This is a genomic window from Streptomyces sp. MJM8645 (genome assembly GCF_001625365.1).
GTDB lineage: Bacteria > Actinomycetota > Actinomycetes > Streptomycetales > Streptomycetaceae > Kitasatospora.
Map to the genome: position 1 here is coordinate 1,908,445 of NZ_LJJF01000001.1, position 22,208 is coordinate 1,930,652.

Annotated in this window: 14 protein-coding genes; 4 read left to right on the plus strand and 10 right to left on the minus strand. The window is 71.4% G+C overall.

Going from position 1 to position 22,208, the window contains the following annotated elements; genetic code table 11:
- Position 1: 1 nt before the first annotated feature.
- The 4 genes from A6F73_RS08120 to A6F73_RS08135 all read left to right on the plus strand — a co-directional run bounded on the left by A6F73_RS08120 (position 2) and on the right by A6F73_RS08135 (position 7,809).
- Positions 2-1,633, plus strand: coding sequence for a VWA domain-containing protein (locus A6F73_RS08120; RefSeq protein ID WP_063351039.1), 1,632 nt, complete (start codon positions 2-4; stop codon positions 1,631-1,633).
- Entirely contained in the window at positions 1,620-2,198 is a 579-nt protein-coding gene (locus A6F73_RS08125) for a hypothetical protein (RefSeq protein WP_159398400.1), read from the plus strand. Before A6F73_RS08120 ends, A6F73_RS08125 begins: the two co-directional genes overlap by 14 nt.
- A gap of 251 nt (positions 2,199-2,449) precedes the next feature.
- A complete protein-coding gene (locus A6F73_RS08130) occupies positions 2,450-4,282 on the plus strand; it encodes a 5'-nucleotidase C-terminal domain-containing protein (protein WP_063347156.1) in 1,833 nt (610 codons plus the stop codon).
- Positions 4,283-4,662: 380 nt separating this feature from the next.
- The gene (locus tag A6F73_RS08135) at positions 4,663-7,809 is read left to right on the plus strand and encodes a discoidin domain-containing protein (protein WP_159398401.1); all 3,147 of its coding nucleotides are present in this window, start codon (positions 4,663-4,665) and stop codon (positions 7,807-7,809) included.
- A 115-nt stretch (positions 7,810-7,924) separates the two neighbouring features.
- On the opposite strand, the gene A6F73_RS08140 is transcribed toward A6F73_RS08135, so the two are convergent.
- The 10 genes from A6F73_RS08140 to trpA all read right to left on the minus strand — a co-directional run bounded on the left by A6F73_RS08140 (position 7,925) and on the right by trpA (position 22,208).
- The gene (locus tag A6F73_RS08140) at positions 7,925-9,382 is read right to left on the minus strand and encodes an aldehyde dehydrogenase family protein (RefSeq protein ID WP_063347158.1); all 1,458 of its coding nucleotides are present in this window, start codon (positions 9,380-9,382) and stop codon (positions 7,925-7,927) included.
- 84 nt (positions 9,383-9,466) lie between these two features.
- Positions 9,467-10,333, minus strand: coding sequence for a helix-turn-helix transcriptional regulator (locus A6F73_RS08145; RefSeq protein ID WP_063347159.1), 867 nt, complete (start codon positions 10,331-10,333; stop codon positions 9,467-9,469).
- A gap of 341 nt (positions 10,334-10,674) precedes the next feature.
- Positions 10,675-12,135, minus strand: coding sequence for a glutamate synthase subunit beta (locus A6F73_RS08150; protein ID WP_063347160.1), 1,461 nt, complete (start codon positions 12,133-12,135; stop codon positions 10,675-10,677).
- Positions 12,128-16,729, minus strand: a complete 4,602-nt coding sequence (gltB, locus tag A6F73_RS08155; RefSeq protein ID WP_063347161.1) for a glutamate synthase large subunit — start codon at positions 16,727-16,729, stop codon at positions 12,128-12,130. Before gltB ends, A6F73_RS08150 begins: the two co-directional genes overlap by 8 nt.
- A gap of 440 nt (positions 16,730-17,169) precedes the next feature.
- Complete coding sequence (locus A6F73_RS08160; protein ID WP_063351040.1) at positions 17,170-17,892, minus strand: VIT1/CCC1 transporter family protein; 723 nt, start codon at positions 17,890-17,892, stop codon at positions 17,170-17,172.
- 160 nt (positions 17,893-18,052) lie between these two features.
- On the minus strand, positions 18,053-19,144 hold the full coding sequence (lgt, locus tag A6F73_RS08165; protein ID WP_063347162.1) for a prolipoprotein diacylglyceryl transferase: 1,092 nt from the start codon (positions 19,142-19,144) through the stop codon (positions 18,053-18,055).
- Positions 19,145-19,287: 143 nt separating this feature from the next.
- Complete coding sequence (locus A6F73_RS08170) at positions 19,288-20,151, minus strand: thioredoxin domain-containing protein (RefSeq protein WP_063347163.1); 864 nt, start codon at positions 20,149-20,151, stop codon at positions 19,288-19,290.
- Between the two features lie 68 nt (positions 20,152-20,219).
- Positions 20,220-20,738: a MauE/DoxX family redox-associated membrane protein gene (locus tag A6F73_RS08175; RefSeq protein ID WP_079135521.1), complete on the minus strand. Its 519-nt coding sequence runs from the start codon at positions 20,736-20,738 to the stop codon at positions 20,220-20,222.
- Between the two features lie 200 nt (positions 20,739-20,938).
- Positions 20,939-21,187: a hypothetical protein gene (locus A6F73_RS08180; RefSeq protein ID WP_063347164.1), complete on the minus strand. Its 249-nt coding sequence runs from the start codon at positions 21,185-21,187 to the stop codon at positions 20,939-20,941.
- 211 nt (positions 21,188-21,398) lie between these two features.
- On the minus strand, positions 21,399-22,208 hold the full coding sequence (gene trpA / locus A6F73_RS08185; protein WP_063347165.1) for a tryptophan synthase subunit alpha: 810 nt from the start codon (positions 22,206-22,208) through the stop codon (positions 21,399-21,401).

Consider the following 22,208-nt stretch of genomic DNA (forward strand, 5'->3'; position numbering starts at 1 on the left):
GATGAAGAAGCACAGTTGGACGGTCGCCGCGCTGGCGACCCTGCTGGCGGCCGCCGCCTGCACCTCCACCCCGCCGGGCCCGAAGCCGTCCGACCCGCCGGCCACGACGGCGCAGCCGGGGGTGCTGCGGGTGCTGGCCGGCAGCGAGCTGCAGGACCTGGCGCCGATCCTGGAAGACGCCAGGAAGGCGACCGGGGTGACGGTGCAGTTCTCCTGGACGGGCTCGCTGGACGGCGCGGACGCGGTGTCCTCGGGCCGGGCGGACGGCAAGTACGACGCGGTGTGGTTCCCGTCCAACCAGTACCTGCGGCTGGATGACGCGGGGAAGTCGAAGGTGCTGTCGGAGACGCCGGTGATGGTGTCGCCGGTCGCGGTGGGGGTTCGCTCCTCGGTCCTCAACGAGCTCGGCTGGGGGGACGGTTCGAAGGTCTCCTGGGCGCAGATCGGGGATGCGGCGTCGGCCGGGAAGCTGGCGTACGGGATGGCGGACCCGTCCCGGTCGAACTCGGGCTTCTCGACGCTGGTGGCGGTGGCGTCGGCGTTCTCGGGTGCGGGGGCGGCGCTGACCGAGGGGGACGTGCAGAAGGCGGCGCCGCAGTTGAAGCAGTTCTTCACCGGCCAGAAGCTGACGTCGGGTTCCTCGGGCTGGCTGGCGCAGGCGTACACCCGGGCGGAGCCGGGCAAGGTCGGGGCGCTGGTGAACTACGAGTCGGTGCTGCTGTCGATGAACAAGTCGCTGGCGGCGGACCAGCAGTTGACGGTGATCCGCCCGGTGGACGGGGTGGTGTCGGCGGACTATCCGCTGTCGTTGCTGTCCTCGTCCGCGCAGCGGGAGCGGGACTCCTTCCAGCGGTTGACGGCGTACCTGTTGAAGGAGGACGTGCAGAAACGGATCTCCGAGGTGACGCTGCGCCGCCCGGTGGCGCCGGGGGTGTCGCCGGCGGCCGGGCTGCCGGCGGACCGGCGGCGGGAGCTGCCGTTCCCGGGGAGCCGGGCGGTGGCGGACGGGCTGCTGGCCTCGTACCAGAACGAGCTGCGGCGGCCGTCGCGGACGGTGTACGTGCTGGACACCTCGGGGTCGATGGAGGGTTCGCGGATCTCGGCGCTGAAGTCGGCGCTGGGCCGGTTGACGGGGGCGGACGACACCCGGGCGGTGCGCCGGTTCCGGGACCGCGAGGAGGTGACGCTGATCTCCTTCGCGTCGAAGGTGAAGTGGGCGAGGACGCACGCGGTGCCGGCCTCGGGGAGCAAGCCGGGTCCGGAGGCGGAGCTGGCGTCGATCAACGCGGACGTGCAGTCGCTGGCGGCGTCGGGGGGTACGGCGCTGTACGACTCGCTGGAGGAGGCGTACCGGGTGATCGACCGGCAGCAGTCGGCAGCGGGGGACGACCGGTTCACGTCGATCGTGCTGATGACCGACGGGGAGAGCAACGAGGGGGCTTCGGACGGGGACTTCAAGCGGTTCCACGACGGGCTGCCGTCCGGGCAGAAGTCGATCCCGGTGTTCCCGATCAAGTTCGGGGAGGCGGCGGTGGGCCAGTTGCAGGGGATCGCGGACGTGAGCGGCGGCAAGCTGTTCGACGGGTCGGGTTCGCTGGACGGGGTGTTCGAGGAGATTCGTGGCTACCAGTGACGGGGCCGGCCGGCGGGTGCTGCGGTACCTGGAGTCGGCCCGGAACCTGGTCGGCTGCGGGGGCGGCGCGGTGGGGCTGGGGCTGCACTTCGCCGGGCTGGGCGGGGCGTGGTGGCCGGCGGTGGTGGCGGGGCTGTACGGGGCGGGCGCGCTGCTGACGCCGGGCCCGCGGACGGAGCCGCCCGTCGTCCTGCCCGTGGAGCCGCCCGTCGATCCGCTGGCGCCTCCGCTGCCGTCGACGCCCAGGCCGGAACCGACGCCCAGGTCGGAACCGGAGCCCGCACCGGAACCCGCACCGCGGCCCGATCCCGAGCTCGCGGCGCTGTCCGACTACCTGGCCACGGTGCCGCTGCCGGATTCGGCGGGGGTGGCGGGCCTGCTGGCGGCGCTGCGCTCGGCGGGGCCGGGGCCGGTGCCGGCGGAGATCGTGCGGCACCGGCTGCCGGTGGCGGTGGCCGGCTACCTGCGGGCGCTGACCTGGCGGCCGTGGGCGGGGCCGGACGCGCCGGACCCGGAGGCGGAGCTCGGCCGCGAGGTGCGCCGGCTGGTCGCGGAGCTGAACTGAGGGTCCTGCCTGAAAAAGCCCAGGCAGGACCAGGCCGGAACCCCTTACCACCCCACCCTCCGCGCACCCCCGTCACGAACGAGTCGCCAAGATCTCACCTGCTGGAAACGTCGGAGGGCTATTCACCGGCCGGGCCCGCACGGCACACTTCTACGCGCGTCCTTCTACGCGCGTCGATGCGCGTCGGCACGCCACCCGAACACCAGTTGACGGTCCATCGGCCCGTCAGTCCCCACCCGGGAGAGTCGTCCATGCCCCTGAACCGCCGTGACTTCGTCACCCGGTCCGCCGCCACCGCCGCCGGCGCCGCCCTGACCGGCGGAGCAGTCGCCGCCGCCGCCCCCGCCGCCGTGGCCGCCGAGCCGGCTCCGGCGGCCGCCAAGGGCAAGCGCAAGGGCCGCAAGCAGGCCTTCACCGTCATGGGCACCACCGACCTGCACGGCCGGGTGCTCAACTGGGACTACTTCACCGACGCCGTGTACGCCGACAAGGCGCACAACGACGTCGGCCTCGCCAAGATCTCCACCCTGGCCAACCAGGTCCGCGAGGAGAAGGGCTGGGACCGCTGCCTACTGATCGACTCCGGCGACATCATCCAGGGCACCCAGCTGACCTACTACTACGCCCGGATCGAGCCGATCGCCACCGACGGCGACAACGTGCCCGACCACCCGATGGCCGTCGCCATGAACCTCATGGGCTACGACGCCGCCGCGCTCGGCAACCACGAGTTCAACTACGGCATCCCCACCCTGAAGGCCTTCGAGGACCAGCTGGAGTTCCCGCTGCTGGGCGCCAACGCGCTGCACGCGAAGAACGAGAAGCCGGCCTTCAAGCCGTACGTGATCAAGGAGGTGTGGCTGGACGAGGACACCCCGCTGAAGGTCGGCATCCTCGGCCTCACCAACCCGGGCATCGCGATCTGGGACAAGGCCAACGTCACCGGCAAGATGGTCTTCCCGGGCATCGTCGAGACGGCCGCCAAGTACGTGCCCCGGATGAAGGCCGCGGGCGCGGACGTCATCGTCGTCTCCGCCCACTCCGGCATCGACGAGCCGACCACCTACGGCGACCAGCTGCCCTGGCCCGAGGACGCCTCCGGTGAGATGGCCGAGACCGTTCCGGGCATCGACGCGGTGCTGGTGGGCCACACCCACAAGGAGGTGGCGCAGCGGCTGATCGTCAACAAGAAGACCGGTAAGACCGTGGTGCTCTCCGAGCCGCTGTGCTGGGGCCAGCGCCTGAGCTGCTTCGACTTCGACGTCGAGTTCGCCGACGGCGCGTGGAAGGTCCTCTCGGTGTCCTCGCGGGTGCTGAACTCCAACACCGTGCCGGAGAACCCGGAGATCGTGGACGCGCTGACCGAGCAGCACAAGAAGGTCGTGGCGTACGTCAACCAGCAGATCGGCACCTGCAAGACGGACCTGTCGATCGCCGAGGCGCGGTTCCGGGCGACCCCGATCATCGACCTGATCGGCCGGGTGCAGGCGGACGCGGTGAAGGCGGCGCTGGCGGGCGGGCAGTACGCCAACCTGCCGGTGCTGGCGCAGGCGGCGCCGTTCAACCGGACGGCGCTGATCCCGGCGGGCCAGGTGAAGCTGCGTGACGCGGCGGGTCTGTACATCTACGAGAACACCCTGGAGGCGCGCGTCCTGACGGGTGCGCAGCTGAAGGACTACCTGGAGTTCTCGGCCAAGTACTACAACCAGCTGGCCCCGGGCGCGCCGGTCGACAAGGACGCGCTGACCGGTGCGGAGACCACGCCGGACTACAACTACGACTCGCTGTACGGGCTGAGCTACGACATCGACATCGCGCAGCCGAAGGGCCGGCGGATCGTCAACCTGTCGTTCCAGGGCAAGCCGATCGACCCGGCCGCGCAGTTCGTCCTGGCGGTCAACAACTACCGTGCCAACGGCGGCGGCAACTTCCCGCACGTGGCGCAGGCCAAGCTGGTCTGGTCGAACTCGGACGAGATCCGCAACACGATGATCGCCTGGGTGAAGGCCAAGGGCGTCATCGACCCGGCCGACTTCTTCACCGACTCCTGGCGCCTGGTGCGCGCCGGCCAGCCGGTGTTCTAGCCCGCCCGGCCCCTCAGCCACACCCGACCGAACCGAGGAGCCCCGTGCCGCAGCCGCGGCCGGGGCTCCTTCGTCATGTCCGGGGCTCCTTCGTCATGTCCGGGGCTCCTTCGTCATGTCCGGGGCTCCTTCGTCGTGTCCGGGCCCGCCACTCCGTCGCGTCCGGGCCCGTCACTCCGTCGTCACACCGGGTCTACTCAGTCGCTCCGTAACCTGACTATCCTTCAACGAAGTTTCACGGCATGTCGATTGCATAACATCCGGAAAGGGACACGGTGGGCAAAAAAACTGCGAGGGTCCTCATACCCTCCCTGCTCGGCGCCCTGTTGGCTCCCCTGTCACCAGGGTCGGCATCCGCGGCCACGGCACCGTCCGTGTGGGTGGAGAGCGGCTACGACCACGTCTTCTCGTCCTCGGTCGTCCCCGGCCGCGCCACCCAGCGGGTCGACCTGTTCGCCGCCCGCAACGAGACCCAGGCGGCCCAGATCGCGGTGCGCTCCGGCGCCCAACTGACCGGCCTCCAGCTGGTCCCCGGCGACCTGGCCGGTCCGGGCGGGGCCACCATCCCGGCCTCGCGGATCACCGTGAACCGGGAGTACAACCACCCGAACGTCGACAAGAAGACCGGCTGGGCGGGCAACGACCACCAGGAGCCCCCGGACGGCGGGACGAGCTACTACGACGCGCTGGTCGAGAACACCCCGTACAGCCTCGGCGCCAACACCACCCAGCCGTACTACTACAGCGTCGCGGTGCCGACCGGGCAGGCCCCCGGCGTCTACACCGGGCGGGCCACCGTGCAGAGTTCGGCCGGCGCGGTGGACGTCCCGGTCTCGGTGACGGTGTACGACGCGGCGGTGCCGCCGGCCAACCGGTCGACGTTCCGGATGAACAACTGGTTCACCTCGGTCGGCTGGGACTACAACTGGACCGAGGCCTCGATCCCCGCGCAGTACACCAAGAGCGACGGCTCGGGCGCGCCGGTCAAGGCCTTCGACGAGGACTGGTGGAAGGTCATCACCAACTTCGCCGCCGACCACGCCAAGCACCGCAACAACGTGGTCTACGCCGACTTCCAGGCCCTGTCCATCCCGGACACCACGTCGGACGCCAACGGCAAGCTGACCTTCAGCTGGAAGAACTTCGACCGCTTCCTGCAGACCTTCCAGGACGCCGGCGCCCTGCAGTACATCTACACCCCCACCCTGCTGGAGGGCAGCAGCAACCTGGAGACCCTCGTCCCGGACGGCCGGGGCGGCGTCCAGAAGGTGTTCCAGCAGGCCGGTTCGGACGCGGCCGGCACGTACCTGGACACGGTGTTCAAGGCGTTGAAGGACCACCTCGACACCAAGTGCCTGGACGCGGGGCCGACCTGTGCCCCGGGGCGGCGCTGGAGCGACGTCTTCTACATGAGCGCCGTCGACGAGCCCAACCCCGCCGACGACGTGCAGACCCGGAGCGCGGTGTGGCTCTACGACCACTACAAGCGCGCGTTCCCGGCCGGGCTGAGCAACGAGTCCCGCCAGAGCCCGGTCCCCGGCATCGACGGCTCGCTCAGCACGGTGACCTCCATCGGCGGGCCGCAGTACGACGAGAACATGGCGTACTACCAGAACCTCCGCCTCTCCGGGAAGGACTTCTGGCTCTACTACTGCAACAACCCCACCGACAAGCACCTCAACCGCTACATCAGCTACCCGCTGTCCGACTCCCGGCTGACGCCGTGGATGGTGGCGTCCGCCGGCGGCAACGGCTTCCTGCACTGGGGCTGGAACATCTGGACCGACCCGAACAACAACTACGCCCCCCTCGACACCTTCAACGGCGGGATGGACGGCGACTTCTACCTCGTCCGTCCGAACAAGGCCACCTACGGCGTCTACGACAGCGTCCGCAGCGAGGCCCTGCTCGCCGGCATCCAGGACTACGAGCTGCTGCACCAGCTCTCCGCCACCAAGCCGGTGCTGGCCCGCGCGCTCATCGGCTCGCTGATCAGCGGCACCACCAACTTCTCCACCTCCGGCGCGGCGACCGACCAGCGGCACCGGCAGATCCTCGACGCGCTCGCCTCCCCCGCCCCGGACGCGGCCTTCCCGTTCACCGACGACTTCGGCGCGGACAAGGACGCCTCCTGGCGCACCGTCCGCGGCTCCTGGTCGGCGGCCGGGGACGGCGGGTACGTGCAGGGTGACGCCAACTCCGGCTGGGACGTGGTCGCCGGGCTGACCGGGCGCGCGTACCAGGACGTCTCGGCCTCCGTCGACGTCCGGATCACCGGTGTCAGGCCCGACGGCGGCGACACCAACTGGGCGGGCATGGTGGTCCGCAACCAGAACCCGACCGAGTCGCAGACCGGGTACCTGGTCGCGCTGCGCAACACCGGCGAGGTGTTCGTCAACCGCAGCGGCGTCCCGCTGGCATCGGCCAAGGTGCCGGGCTACACCCCGGGCCAGACGGTCAGCCTGCGGGTGTCCGCCCAGGGTGGCACGATCAAGGTGTACGCCGGGGCCGTCCAGCTGCTCACCGTGACCGACCAGGGCTACCCGGTCGGAGGCTTCGGCCTCGCCACCGGCGGGGCGTCCGCCCGCTTCGAGCACGTGCGGCTCAACCCGGGCACCGACCCGGCGGAGAACGCCGCCGTCGTCACCTCCAGCACGTACGAGGGCGACGGCTGGAGCACGGCCGCGCTGACCGACGGGCGCCGGGGCCTGGCCACCGGCACCAACGGCTGGAGCAGCAACGCCGGCGTGAACGCGGACCACAGCGAGTGGGCGCAGCTGGACCTCGGCTCGACCAGGCGGATCAGCCGGGTGGACCTCCACCCGCGCGCCGACGGTGCGGCCGCCGGCAAGGGCTTCCCGGTGGACTTCACCATCCAGGTCTCCGCGGACGGCGCCACCTGGTCGACCGTCGCCGACCGCAAGAACTACCCGAAGCCGTCGGACGCCTCCGTCCAGACCTTCCCGTTCCAGCCCGCCGACGTGCGCTACGTCCGGGTGATGGGGACCAGGCTCGGCACCGACCCGAACGGCCAGTACCGGATGCAGTTCGCCGAGGTCGAGGCGGCGGGCGGCGAGCTGGCGGTCAACCGGCCGGTCCTGGCGTCGAGTTCGGCGGGCCCCTACAGCTGGCGGCCGGCCGCGGTCAACGACGGCGTCGCGAACTCCACCCTCGACTACTCGATGGGCTGGAGCAGCGCCCGTTCCGCCGGGCCCGGTGCGAACGAGTGGGTCACCGTGGACCTCCAGGGCCCCAGCCTGATCAGCCGGGTGAGCCTGACCCCGCGCAATGACGGCGCCAACACCGGCCTGGGCTTCCCGGTGGACTACACCGTCCAGGTCTCGGCGGACGGCTCCACCTGGTCGACCGTCGCCACCCGGACGGGCACGCCGCGCCCCGGCGCGGCGCCGCAGGTCCTCACCTTCGCTCCGACCACGGCCCGGTACGTGAAGGTCACCGGCACCCGGCTGAGCGCCGACCAGTTCGGCGACTACTACCTTCAGCTCGGTGAACTCGGCGTGAGCTGACCCCGGACCGCTCTCGGGCCCCCGGCGGCATCCGCCGGGGGCCTCGCGCTGTCAAAGCAGCACCGCCAAAGGCGGCACCGTCAAAAACGGCAGCGCCAAAACAGAACAAGAACGCTCAGAACGGGAAGGCCGTGCGCCCGTGCTGGACGGAGATCCACTTCACGGTGGTGAACGCGTCCACCGTGGACTCCCCGTTGAGCCGCCCGATGCCGGAGTTCTTCTCCCCGCCGAACGGCACCGCCGGTTCGTCGGCGATGGTCCCGCCGTTGACGTGGATCATGCCGGTCTCGATCCGGTGCGCGACCCGGACGCCGCGCTCGACGTCGCCGGTGTGCACCGCGCCGCTGAGCCCGAAGGGGCTGTCGTTGGCGAGCCGGACGGCCTCGTCCTCGCCGTCGAAGGGCACCACGAGCACGACCGGGCCGAAGAGTTCGCGCTGGAGGATCGGCGCGTCCTCGGCCAGGCCGGTGAGGACGACGGGCTCCATCAGGCTGCCGACGGTGGTGCCGCGCAGCAGTGCGGTGGCGCCGGCGGCGATGGCCTGGTCGACCTGGGCGGTGATGGTGTCGGCCTGGACGGGGTTGATCAGCGGGCCGATCTGGGTGGCCGGGTCCTTGGGGTCGCCGACGGTGAGCGAGGAGATCTTCGCGACGAACTTGGCGGTGAACTCGGCTTCGACGGAGCGGTCGACGAGGACGCGGTTGGCGGCCATGCAGACCTGGCCCTGGTGGGCGAAGCGGCTGAACACGGCGGCGTCCACGGCGTAGTCGAGGTCGGCGTCGTCGAGCACGATCAGCGCGCTGTTGCCGCCGAGTTCGAGCACGGTGCGCTTGAAGTTGGCGGCGGCGACGGTGGCGACGTGCCGGCCGATCCGGTCGGAGCCGGTGAAGGCGATGACCTTGGGCACGGGGTGCTCGATGAAGGCGTCGCCGATCTCGGCGATGTCGGTGACCACGACGTTGAACAGCCCGGCCGGCAGGCCGGCCTCCTCGAAGAGCCGGGCGATCAGGGTGCCGCCGACGATCGGGGTCTCCTGGTGCGGCTTGAGCACCACGCCGTTGCCGAGTGCGAGGGCGGGGGCGACGGCCTTGATCGAGAGGTACAGCGGGAAGTTGAACGGGCTGATCACGCCGACGACGCCGACCGGCAGCCGGTAGAGGCGGTTCTCCTGGCCCTCCGTGATCGAGGGCAGCAGTCGGCCCTCCAGGCCCAGGGCCACCCGCAGGCAGTCCCGCAGCATGTCCTTGACCAGGGAGAGTTCGAAGGCGGCCTTGAGCGCGGTGCCGCCGAGCTCGGCCATGATGGCGCGGGTGATCTCCTCCTCGCGCTCCTCGATCAGGCGCAGCACGCGTTCGAAGACGAGCCGGCGGGCGTAGGGGGTGGTGGCGGCCCACTGCTTCTGGGTCCGTTCGGCGGCCCGGTAGGCCCGGTCGACCTCGGCGATGGTGGCGACGGTGATGGTGGCGAGCTTGTCGCCGGTGTAGGGGTCGACGTCGACGATGTCCCAGGAGCCGCTGCCGCTGCACCATTCGCCGTCGATGTACTGCAGCGCCAACTCGGAGAAGTACGACATCTGATCCCTCTCGTGCCGGTTCGGGGAACGTCGGCGGGCGAGCCGCTACGGCCCGGTCTGATTGGGCATCATCGTACTGACGTCTTACAGCTCTTGGCGTACGGAGTACAGGAGCTGCCGGGTCTGTTCGGGGTCGAGGCTGTCGGCGAGCAGTCCTTCCATGGCGTGGCAGTACTCGGCGACCTCGGCCGGTTTGTCGAGGTAGAGCGCGGTGGTGAACTGTTCGACGTAGACGACGTCGGCGAGTTCGGGTTCGGCGAAGCCGAGCACGGTGAAGGCGCCGCTCTCGGCGCTCAGTCCGGCGCAGCCCAGCGGCAGCACCCGGAGCCGGACGTTGGGCAGTTCGCCGAGTTCGAGCAGCCGGTCGATCTGGTTGCGCATCAGCTCGGGGCCGCCCCAGGGGCGGCGCAGCGCGGCCTCGTCGAGGATCGCGAGCAGGCGGGGGCCGCTCTCGGCGGTGAGCAGGGCCTGGCGTTTGAGCCGGACCTCGACGCGGCGTTCGATCTCGCCGGGGTCGGTGACGTGGCCGCCGGCGGCGATGACGGCGCGGGCGTAGTCGGCGGTCTGGAGCAGCCCGTGGACGAACTGGACCTCGTAGCTGCGGATCTCGGCGACGGCCTCTTCCAGGCCGACGTAGTTCTGGAACCAGGCGGGCAGCACGTCGCCGTACTCGTGCCACCAGGAGGTGGCGTTGGCGTCCCGGACGAGTCCGAGGACGGTGGCGCGCTCCTGCTCGGCCTCGACGCCGTAGAGGGTGAGCAGGTCGGCGACGTCGCGTTCCTTGAAGCCGACCCGGCCGAGTTCCATCCGGCTGATCTTGGATTCGGAGGCGCGGATCGAGTAGCCGGCCTCCTCGCGGCTGACGCCCCTGGCCTCGCGGAGCTTGCGCAGCTGGGTGCCGAGCAGCAGGCGCCGTACCGTGGCGCCTCCGCTTGTCTGAGTCGTGCTCATCGCGTCAACCTCCGCACTCGCGCAGCAGCCCCCGGCCGTCGGCGGCAGTCTGCCACCTGGCACCGGCGAACAACAGTCCGTCCGGTCAGGCCCTCCCGCGCGGCGTCCGGAACGGGCCTACGGTAGACCCAAGTCCTGGGAAATGTCTGAGAGTTGACACGACCCTTGACGGGCCCGCCAGCTTCAGGGTAGGGCGGGGGAACGCGACGGCGCCCGCCCTCCAACTGGTCGGGGAAGAGGGCAGGCGCCAGGAGACCGCGTTGGCCCGGCGACTCTGGCGGGGGCAGCGGGTTGAGCTCCCGGCGATGCGGCACCGGGGGTTCGGGGGGCCGGTCGGCCCGTCAGACGACCAGCGGGCGGTCGGTGGGACGGATCGGGGCCGGCAGTGGGGTCTTGCCGCCGAGGTACTTGTCCACCGCGGCTGCGGCCGAGCGGCCTTCCGCGATGGCCCAGACGATCAGCGACTGACCGCGGCCGGCGTCTCCGCAGACGTAGACGCCATCGACATTGGTGGCGAACCGGCCGTCGCGGCCAATGTTACCGCGCGCGTCCAGGTCCACGCCGAGCTGCTCGACCAGGCCGTTGCGGACGTCGGTGCCGGTGAAGCCCATGGCCAGGGTGACGAGCTGCGCCGGGACGGCCCGCTCGGTGCCGGGGACGGGCTCGAAGCGGCCGTCCTTGAACTCGACCTCGACGAGGTGCAGCTCCTGGACGTTGCCGTCCTCGTCGCCGCTGAAGCGGGTGGTGTTCACGGAGTAGATCCGCTCGCCGCCCTCCTCGTGCGCGGAGGTGACCTTGTAGGTCATCGGCATGGTCGGCCAGGGCTGGTGGCCGGGGCGCTCCTCGGAGGGCCGCGGCATGATCTCCAGCTGGGTGACGGAGGCCGCGCCCTGGCGGTGGGCGGTGCCGACGCAGTCGGCGCCGGTGTCGCCGCCGCCGATGACGACGACGTGCTTGCCCTTGGCGCTGATCGGCGACTCGACGAAGTCGCCCTCCTGCACCTTGTTGGCCAGCGGCAGGTACTCCATGGCCTGGTGGACGCCCTTGAGCTCGCGCCCGGGCACCGCCAGGTCGCGCGCGGTGGTGGCGCCGGCGGCGACGACGACGGCGTCGAAGCGCTCGCGCAGCTGCTGGCCGGTGATGTCCTCGCCGACGTGCACGCCGGTGCGGAAGCGGGTGCCCTCCGCGCGCATCTGCTCGACGCGGCGGTTGATGTGGCGCTTCTCCATCTTGAACTCGGGGATGCCGTAGCGCAGCAGGCCGCCGACGCGGTCGGCGCGCTCGTACACGACGACGGTGTGCCCGGCCCGGGTGAGCTGCTGGGCGACGGCCAGGCCGGCCGGGCCGGAGCCGACGACGGCGACGGTCTTGCCGGACAGCCGCTCCGGGACCTGCGGCGTGACGCCGCCGCGGTCCCAGGCCTTGTCGATGATGGTGACCTCGACGTTCTTGATGGTCACCGCGTCCTGGTTGATGCCGAGCACGCAGGCCGACTCGCAGGGCGCCGGGCAGAGGCGGCCGGTGAACTCCGGGAAGTTGTTGGTCGCGTGCAGCCGCTCGATCGCGCCGACGAAGTCGTCCCGGTAGGCGAGGTCGTTCCACTCGGGGATGAGGTTCCCGAGCGGGCAGCCGTTGTGGCAGAACGGGATGCCGCAGTCCATGCAGCGGCCGGCCTGCTCGGTGATGATCGGCAGGAGGCTGCGCTCGACGTAGACCTCGTTCCAGTCCCGCAGGCGCACGTCGACGGGGCGCCGCTCGGCCAGCTGCTTGGGCGTGGTCAGGAAGCCCTTGGGGTCAGCCATTAGCCGCCTCCATCATCTTGCGAGTGGTCTCGGCCTCGGAGAGGCCATCGCGCTCAGCGGCGTCCTTGGCGGCGAGCACTGCCTTGTAGTCGGTCGGCATGATCGTGGAGAAGCGGGAGACCCCGCTGCCCCAGTCGGCCAGGAGTTCGGCGGCGACGGTGGAGCCGGTCTCCTCGTAGTGCTGCTGCACGGTCTCGCGCAGCCAGTCGCGGTCGGCGGCGGCGGGGGCCTCGATGCCCACCAGGCCGTCGTTGACGTTCGCGGGGCGCAGGTCCAGGACGTAGGCGATGCCGCCGGACATGCCGGCCGCCAGGTTGCGCCCGGTCTCGCCGAGGATGACGACCCGGCCGCCGGTCATGTACTCCAGGCCGTGGTCGCCCACGCCCTCGACGACCAGGGTGGCGCCGGAGTTGCGGACGGCGAAGCGCTCGCCGGCCTTGCCGCGCAGGTGGATCCGGCCGGAGGTGGCGCCGTAGCCGATGGTGTTGCCGGCGATGACGTGGTTCTGCGCGTCGTTGCCGATGGCCGCGGCGTCGCGGGCCGGGCGGACGATCACGACGCCGCCGGAGAGGCCCTTGCCGACGTAGTCGTTGGCGTCGCCCTCCAGCCGCAGGGTCACGCCGCGCGGCACGAAGGCGCCGAAGGACTGCCCGGCGGAGCCGGTGAAGGTGACGTCGATGGTGCCCTCGGGCAGGCCCTCGCCGCGGTAGCGCTTGGTCACCTCGTGGCCGAGCATGGTGCCGACGGTGCGGTTGACGTTGCGGATCGGCAGCTGGATGCGGACGGTCTCGCCGCGTTCCAGGGCGTCCTCGGCGAGCGTGATCAGCTGGTTGTCCAGGGCCTTGTCGAGCGCGTGGTCCTGGGAGGTGGTGCGGTGGCGGGCCGCGCCCTCGGGCAGCTGCGGGACGTGGAAGAGCGGGGCCAGGTCGAGCCCGGCGGCCTTCCAGTGGTCGATGGCGGCGGCCGCGTCGATGTGCTCGGCGTGGCCGACGGCCTCCTCGATCGTGCGGAAGCCCAGCTCGGCGAGGATCTCCCGGACCTCCTCGGCGATGAACTCGAAGAAGTTGACCACGAACTCGGGCTTGCCGGAGAAGCGCTCGCGCAGCACCGGGTTCTGGGTGGCGACGCCGACCGGGCAGGTGTCCAGGTGGCAGACGCGCATCATGATGCAGCCGGAGACGACCAGCGGCGCGGTGGCGAAGCCGAACTCCTCGGCGCCGAGCAGCGCGGCGATGACGACGTCGCGGCCGGTCTTGAGCTGGCCGTCGGTCTGCACGACGATGCGGTCGCGCAGGCCGTTGAGCAGCAGGGTCTGCTGGGTCTCGGCGAGGCCGAGCTCCCAGGGGCCGCCCGCGTGCTTCAGCGAGGTCAGCGGGGAGGCGCCGGTGCCGCCGTCGTGCCCGGAGACCAGCACCACGTCGGCGTGCGCCTTGGAGACGCCCGCGGCGACCGTGCCGACGCCGACCTCGGAGACCAGCTTCACGTGGATGCGGGCGGCCGGGTTGGCGTTCTTGAGGTCGTGGATGAGCTGCGCCAGGTCCTCGATCGAGTAGATGTCGTGGTGCGGCGGCGGCGAGATCAGGCCGACACCCGGGGTGGAGTGCCGGGTCTTGGCGACCCACGGGTAGACCTTGTGGCCGGGCAGCTGGCCGCCCTCGCCGGGCTTGGCGCCCTGGGCCATCTTGATCTGGATGTCGTCGGCGTTGACCAGGTACTCGGAGGTGACGCCGAAGCGGCCGGAGGCGACCTGCTTGATGGCCGAGCGGCGCTGCGGGTCGTACAGGCGGTCCGGGTCCTCGCCGCCCTCGCCGGTGTTGGACTTGCCGCCGAGGCGGTTCATCGCGATGGCGAGGGTCTCGTGCGCCTCCAGGGAGATGGAGCCGTACGACATGGCGCCGGTGGAGAAGCGCTTGACGATCTCGGAGACGGACTCGACCTCCTCGACCGGGATCGGGGTCCGGCCGAGGGCGTCCAGCTGGAACAGGCCGCGCAGCGTCATCAGGCGGGTGGACTGCTCGTTCACCCGGTCCGTGTACTGCTTGAAGATGTCGTACCGGCGGTTGCGGGTGGAGTGCTGGAGCCGGAAGACGGTGTCCGGGTCGAACAGGTGCGGCTCGCCCTCGCGGCGCCACTGGTACTCGCCGCCGATCTCCAGCGCGCGGTGCGCGGCCGGGATGCCGGAGGCCGGGTAGGCCTTGGCGTGGCGGGCGGCGGTCTCCTTGGCGATCTCCTCCAGGCCGATGCCGCCGAGCTTGGTGGTGGTGCCGGCGAAGTAGCCGTCGACCAGCTCCTGGGAGAGGCCGATGGCCTCGAAGACCTGGGCGCCGCGGTAGGAGGCGACGGTCGAGATGCCCATCTTTGACATGACCTTGAGCACGCCCTTGCCGAGCGCCTTGATCAGGTTCTTGATGGCCTTCTCGGCCTCGACGCCCTGGATGAAGACCTTCTGGGCGACGAGGTCCTCGACGGACTCCATGGCCAGGTACGGGTTGACGGCGCCGGCACCGTAGCCGATCAGCAGCGCGACATGGTGCACCTCGCGGACGTCGCCGGCCTCGACCAGCAGCGACACCTGGGTGCGCTGCTTGGTGCGGATGAGGTGGTGGTGGATCGCGGAGGTGAGCAGCAGCGAGGGGATCGGGGCGTGCTCGGCGTCGGAGTGCCGGTCGGAGAGCACGACGATCCGGGCGCCGTCGGCGATCGCGGCGTCGGCCTCGGCGGCGATCTCGGCCAGCCGGGCGGCCAGGCCCTGGCCGCCGGCGGCGACCTTGTAGAGGCCGGAGAGCGTGACGGCCTTGAGGCCGGGCTGGTCGCCGTCGTGGTTGATGTGGACGAGCTTGGCCAGCTCGTCGTTGTCGATCACCGGGAAGGTGATGCCGACCGAGCGGCAGGCGGCGGCCTCGGCGGCCAGCAGGTTGCCCTCGGGGCCGAGGTTGCTGAGCAGCGAGGTGACGAGCTCCTCGCGGATGGCGTCCAGCGGCGGGTTGGTGACCTGCGCGAAGAGCTGAACGAAGTAGTCGAACAGCAGGCGCGGCTTCTCGCTGAGCGCGGCGATCGGCGAGTCGGTGCCCATCGAGCCGAGCGCCTCGCCGCCGGTCTTGGCCATCGGCGCGAGGATGACCCGCAGCTCCTCCTCGGTGTAGCCGAAGGTCTGCTGGCGGCGGGTGACCGAGGCGTGGGTGTGGAAGATGTGCTCGCGCTCGGGCAGCTTGGCGAGCTGGATCTGCCCGGCGCCGACCCACTCCGCGTAGGGGTGCTCGGCGGCGAGGGAGGACTTGATCTCCTCGTCCCCGACGATGCGGCCCTCGGCGGTGTCGACGAGGAACATCCGGCCGGGCTGCAGCCGGCCCTTCTTGACGACCTTCTCCTGGTCGATGTCGAGCACGCCGACCTCGGAGGAGAGGACGACCAGGCCGTCCTCGGTGATCCAGTAGCGGGCCGGGCGCAGGCCGTTGCGGTCGAGCACGGCGCCGATCTGGGTGCCGTCGGTGAAGGTGACGCAGGCCGGGCCGTCCCAGGGCTCCATCAGGTTGGAGTGGTACTGGTAGAAGGCGCGGCGGGCCGGGTCCATGGTGGCGTGGTTCTCCCACGCCTCCGGGATCATCATCAGCACCGAGTGCGGCAGCGAGCGGCCGCCGAGGTGGAGCAGCTCCAGGACCTCGTCGAAGGAGGCGGAGTCGGAGTGGTCCGGGGTGCAGACCGGGAAGATCCGCTCCAGGCCGCGGCCGTTGCGGTTGGCGGGGATGAGGTCGGTGGCGAGCTGGGACTCGCGGGCGCTCATCCAGTTGCGGTTGCCCTTGACCGTGTTGATCTCGCCGTTGTGGGCGACGAACCGGTACGGGTGGGCGAGCGGCCAGCTCGGGAAGGTGTTGGTGGAGAAGCGCGAGTGCACCAGGCCGACGGCGGAGGCGTAGGAGCGGTCCGACAGGTCGGGGAAGAAGGGCTCCAGCTGGCCGGTGGTCAGCATGCCCTTGTAGACGATGGTGCGCGCGGACAGCGACGGGAAGTAGACCCCGACCTCGCGCTCGGAGCGCTTGCGGACGACGAAGGCGGTCCGGTCGAGCTCGATCCCGGCCAGGCCGTCCTTGGCGAGGAAGAGCTGCCGGAAGCGCGGCATGACGCTGCGGGCGGTGGCGCCGAGCAGGTCCGGGGTGACGGGGACGTCGCGCCAGCCGAGGACGGTCACGTCCTCCTCGGCCGCGATGGCCTCGATCCGGGCGACGGCGTCCGCGTCGGCGGCGTCCTCGTCGGGCAGGAAGGCGATGCCGACCGCGTAGGAGCCGGCGGCGGGGAGCTCGAAGTCGACCTTGCCGCGCAGGAAGGCGTCCGGGATCTGGGTGAGGATGCCGGCGCCGTCACCGGAGTCCGGCTCGGCGCCGGTGGCGCCGCGGTGCTCCAGGTTGCGCAGGACGGTCAGCGCCTGTTCGACGATGGTGTGGTCGGCGATGCCGGTCAGCGTGGCGACGAAACCGACGCCGCAGGCGTCGTGCTCGTTTCGCGGGTCGTACAGGCCCTGAGCGGTAGGTCGCGCATCCGGAACGAGCGCGTACGGCTGGCGGGCTGCGCCGGCCTGGGGCTCGTTGGCGGAGTGCATGGATGCAGGCAGCATCGGCTCTCCCGTCGTCGTCTTTCGGCTGTGTGGTGCAAGGAGGGACGACGTTGGCCCTGATGCGATTTCGTGCAAGTTACATGATGCCCAAGATCCCGGGAAGTGGAATATCTCGTCCACATGGCGGACTGATCCGCAGGTCAAGGGGGGAATGAGAGGACGCGCCACAATGCGCGTCCCCTCGATTGTGCCCGGCGGTCGGCCGCCTGAAACAGGGGCGAAACCCGATCGCCACACAGGACGATCAAGGACGCCTGTGAATCGATCCCGAGGGCTCACCCACGGATGCGAATCCTCGGCCCCGAGGCCCGGATGGTGAGACTAGGCCAGGCACCGCCCGGCGGCCGTGTGCGGAACGTCACGCACTACCTGGCATAGTCATGCACTCCTCCGGGTCGTCACACACCCCGGCCGAACGAGTGCACCTAGCCGACGTGCCCGCCGATCAGCCACCCCAGCAGGTACGTCACCCCGGCCGCCGCCCCGCCCAGCACCAGCTGCCGCAGCCCGCTGAACCACCAGCTGCGCGCCGTCACCCGGGCCACCACCGCGCCGCACAGGAACAGCCCCACCACCGACAGCAGCAGCGCCGGCAGCAGCGAGGTCGCCCCCAGCAGGTACGGCAGCAGCGGCAGCAGCGCGCCCACCGCGAAGCAGACGAAGGACGACCCGGCGGCCACCCACGGTGACGGCAGGTCGTTCGGGTCGATGCCCAGTTCCTCCCTGGCGTGGATCTCCAGGGCCTGGTCCGGGTTGGCGGACAGCTGCCGGGCCACCTCGTGGGCGAGGTCCGGCTCCACCCCGCGGGCCATGTACAGCTGTGCCAGCTCGGCCAGCTCGCCGTGCGGGTTGCGGCTCAGCTCCAGCCGCTCGGCCTCGATCTCGGCCTGCACCAGCTCGGCCTGCGAGGCCACCGAGGTGTACTCCCCCGCCGCCATCGAGCAGGCGCCGGCCACCAGCCCGGCGAGCCCGGTCAGCACCACCGTGCCGCTGGACGCCGCGCCGCCGACCACGCCGGTCATCAGCGCGAAGTTGGAGACCAGGCCGTCCATCGCCCCGAACACGGCGGGCCGCAGCCAGCCTCCGTTCACGTCCCGGTGGTGCCCGGCAGCGGGTATGCGGGGGTGGTGCCCGGCCTCGGGCTCCAGGGTGGTCGCGCTCACGGCAGTTCCCCTCCGTTCGATTCGTCTGCCCCGACCGTAGACCGTCTGACCTGCGCATTTCCAGCAAAGTAAGGCTGTCCGAACAGCGCTTCGGCCGCCCTGCGCGAGCATCGCGCGGGCGGCCGAAGCGGGGGGAACTCCCAGGTCAGGTCAGGTTCTTGGCATTCTTGTCGGCGCTCTCGACGGCTTCGGGGGCTGCCTCCGCGTCCGCCTTTTCGTCCGCGGACTGGGACAGTTCGGCGGTCTCACCGGCCCCGGCGACCTTCTCGGACGGCGCGGGCTTCCCGGCGGCCTTCTCCGCTGAGGAGGCCTTGCCCGCCTTCTCAGCCTTGCCGGACCCCGCAGCCTTGCCGGCCTTCTCGGACACTGCCGCCTTGTCGGACGGGCCCTGCGCCTCGCCCTCCTCGTCGGCCAGCGGGTCGATGCTCGCCGGGTCCTCCCGGCCGGGCCGCTTCTTGCCGACGACCACCAGGTAGACCACGGCGCCGATGAACACCACGATCGACGTCCAGTCGTTCAGCCGCAGGCCGAAGTAGACGTGCGCCTCGTCGATCCGCAGCCACTCGGTCCAGAACCGGCCCACCGTGTACGCGGCCACGTACAGCGCGAAGGCCCGGCCGTGCCCCAGCTTGAAGCGGCGGTCGGCCCAGATGACCAGCAGCGCGACCCCGACGCACCAGATCGACTCGTACAGGAAGGTCGGGTGGTAGACGCCCTTGACGACCTCGCCGCCCGGCAGCTTCTTGTCGATCTCCAGGCCCCACGGCAGCGTGGTCGGCCGGCCGTACAGCTCCTGGTTGAAGTAGTTGCCCCAGCGGCCCATCGCCTGCGCGAGCGCGATGCCCGGCGCGATGGCGTCCGCGTACGCGGGCAGCGGCACGCCCCGGCGGCGGCAGCCGATCCAGGCCCCGACCGCGCCGAGCGCGACGGCGCCCCAGATGCCGAGGCCGCCCTCCCAGATCTTGAAGGCGTTCCAGGGGTTCTTGCCGGCCCCGAAGTACAGCTGGTGGTCGGTGATCACGTGGTACAGCCGGCCGCCGACCAGGCCGAAGGGCACGGCCCAGACGGCGATGTCGCCGACCGTGTGCTTGGCACCGCCCCGGGCGACCCAGCGCTTGCTGCCGAGCCAGACGGCTACGACGACACCGAGGATGATGCAGAAGGCGTAGGCGCGCAGCGGGATCGGTCCGAGGTGCAGGACGCCCCGCGACGGGCTGGGAATGTAGGCGATATCCATGGCGGTTCCGACGCTACAGGGTCTGCGGCCCCCGCTGGGCACCCCCGGGGTCACAGATACCGAACAACGGGCACCGGGAACGGCGCCGCCGCCCCCTCCGGACGGGGAGGAGGCGGCGGCGGTCACCCGGCGGTGTGCGGGGCTCAACCTGCGGTCGGCGACGGGTTGTTGGCCTCCGAGGCGGTGCTGGTGGGCGCCGGGGTCTGCCCGTTGGAGCCCGCGGTGCCCAGCTGCTTGCCCTGGTTGGCGGCGTCGACCCACTTCACCAGGTTCGCCGGGGTGATCTCCTCGGCGCCGTTCTTGGGGTAGACCGGCTGGCCGTTGAGCAGCACGGTCGGGGTGGACTTGTAGCTGGACTTGTCGAAGTCCTGCTGCACGGATGACACCCATCCGCCGTACTTGTTGTCGTTGACGCAGGCCTCGAAAGCGGGCGTGTCGAGGCCGTTGACCTGCTTGGCGAGGTTGATCAGGACGGCCTTGTCGCCGAAGGCGTCGCTGGTCTCGTCCGGCTGGTTGCGGTACAGCACGTCGTGGAAGTCCCGGAAGTGCCCGGCGTCCTGGGCGCAGGCCAGCGCGTTGGCGCCGGCCTTGGAGCCCTTGCCCGGGACGGCCCGGTCGATGAACGACACGATGTGGTAGTTGGTGTAGATCTTGCCGGCGTCTTCCAACTGGTCGACGGTCGAGGAGAACTCGCGCTCGAAGATCCCGCAGGCCGGGCAGCGCGGGTCCTCGTAGACGGTGAGGACGGCCGGGGCGTTGGCCGAGCCGGCCGGGATGACCAGGTTCTTGTCGCCGATCGTCCCGGCGGGGGCGGCGACCGGGGTCTCCGGCTTGGAGCGCTGGTTCTGCACCACGACGCCGGTGACCACGGCGGCGGCGATCACCACGAGCACCGCGCCGCCCACCAACAGCTTCTTCCTGCGCTTGGACGTGGCCTCGTCGGCCGCCCGCTGCTCCAGCATCCGCTCGCGGGCGGTGCGCTTGCCTTCTCGGTTCTTCTCGCTCATTGCCTTGACATCCACAATCGGGGAGGGCCTTCGTGGGGTGGGGTGGGGGTGCGGCGGGGGCCGGCCGGTCAGCTCGCCAGCCAGCCGTCCGCCGAGAGCCTGGTGCGGGGCCGCCACAGCAGCCACCCGGCCAGCAGGAGGAACCCGGTGTCGCGCAGGATCTCCTGGAGGTACTCGGTCTGCGAGGCGTCGACGTGCCCGCCGCCGCCGAAGCAGCCGCAGTCGATCGAGATGCCGCGCGCCCAGGCGGCGGCGATCCCGGCGATGAAGGTGAGCAGCAGCAGCGCGGAGACGCCGGCGACGATCCGGACGCCGAGGCCGATCACCAGCAGCAGGGCGAGCGCCAGCTCCAGGAAGGGCAGGGCGTAGCCGACCGGCTTGACCAGGCCCTCGGGCAGGATCTCGTAGGCGCGGACGGCCTGGGCGGCCTCCGCCGGGTCGGCGATCTTGGCCAGGCCGGCCCAGCCCCAGACCACCGCGAGGCCGAGCCGGACGACGGTGCCCAGCCACGGACTCCAGGCCGGCACCGGCCGCCGGGCGGGCGGCGCGGGCGCCGGGTCACCGGGCTGCGCTGCCGGGCCGGCCATCAGGGAACCCCCCTCGGGAAACTCGTTCACTTCCTGATGAACCGTAAGGGATGAAGGGCGGTTCCTCCATATTCAGGAATTAAGCCGGATGGGTGACGTCTGGTGATGGTGTGTCCGAATCCGGCGAACGTCCGTTCAAGGGCGGACGGCCGGGCGGGCGGCCGCGCGGACGGCCGTGGTCGATCAGGTCGGCGCGGCCCTCAGGAGCGGCAGCCGGGCGGACGGCCGGGGTCGAACAGGTCGGCGCGGCCCTCGTGGTGCGGGTGGGCGGCCCGTTCGGCAGCGTCCCAGCGGGCCGCCTCGGCGCAGGCGTACGCGTCCCGCACGGCCCGCTCGGCACCGCGCCTGGCCAGCGCCTGCCCCACCTCGGTGTGCGCGCCGACGGCGGCGCCGAGCGCCAGCGCGGCGGCGGCCGCCCGCAGCAGAACGGCCCGATGGAGACCCGGCACCGGCTCACTCCTTCGCTCGCTCGGCAACCCCCGTGCACCTCGTTCGTGCACTCGTCCCTCCACTCAACGCCGGTCAACCCCGGCTGATGCGTGTGCCCGCCGCTGTTCACCCGTTCGGGGCCGCGCGAGCGCCGCCGCCCGGCGAGCCGGGCGCACGCAAACGCGACGGCCCGCCACCCACGAAGGGCGACGGGCCATCAGGACGTACGGGTCAGCGCCGGCGGACGCCCGCCGCCAGCTCGCCGGCCAGGGCGCGCACCGCGTCCAGCGCGGCCGCCTCGTCGTCACCGGCCTCCAGGATCCGCTTCACGAACGCGGAGCCCACGATCACGCCGTCGGCGAAGCCCGCCACCTCCGCGGCCTGCGCGGGGGTGGAGACGCCGAGGCCGACGCAGACCGGCAGGTCGGTGGTGGCCCGGGTGCGGGCGACCAGGTCCTCGGCGAGCGAGCCGACCTGGGCGCGGGTCCCGGTCACGCCCATCACGGCGGCCGCGTAGACGAAGCCGCTGCCGGCCGCGGTGACCTCGGCCAGGCGCGGGTCCTTGCTGCTGGGGGCGACCACGAACACGGTGTCCAGCCCGTGCTCGTCCGCCGCCTTGCGCCACTCCTCGGACTCCTCCACCGGCAGGTCCGGCAGGATGCAGCCGGCGCCGCCCGCGGCGGCGAGGTCGGCGGCGAAGCGCGCGGTGCCGTAGCGGTCGACCGGGTTCCAGTACGTCATCACCAGCACCGCCGCCTCGGGGTGCGCGGTGGCGACCTCCTGGACGGTGCGCAGCACGTCCTTGATCCGCACGCCGCCGCGCAGCGCGATGTCGTCGGCGGTCTGGATGACGGCGCCGTCCAGCACCGGGTCGGAGTGCGGCAGGCCGACCTCGACGATGTCGCAGCCGCCCTCGATCAGCGCGTTGATCGCCCGGATGCCGCCGTCGACGGTCGGGAAGCCGCCCGGCAGGTAGCCGATCAGCGCGGCGCGGTCCTCGGCCTTGGCGGCCGCCAGGATGCCACTGAGCTTCGATGCCAT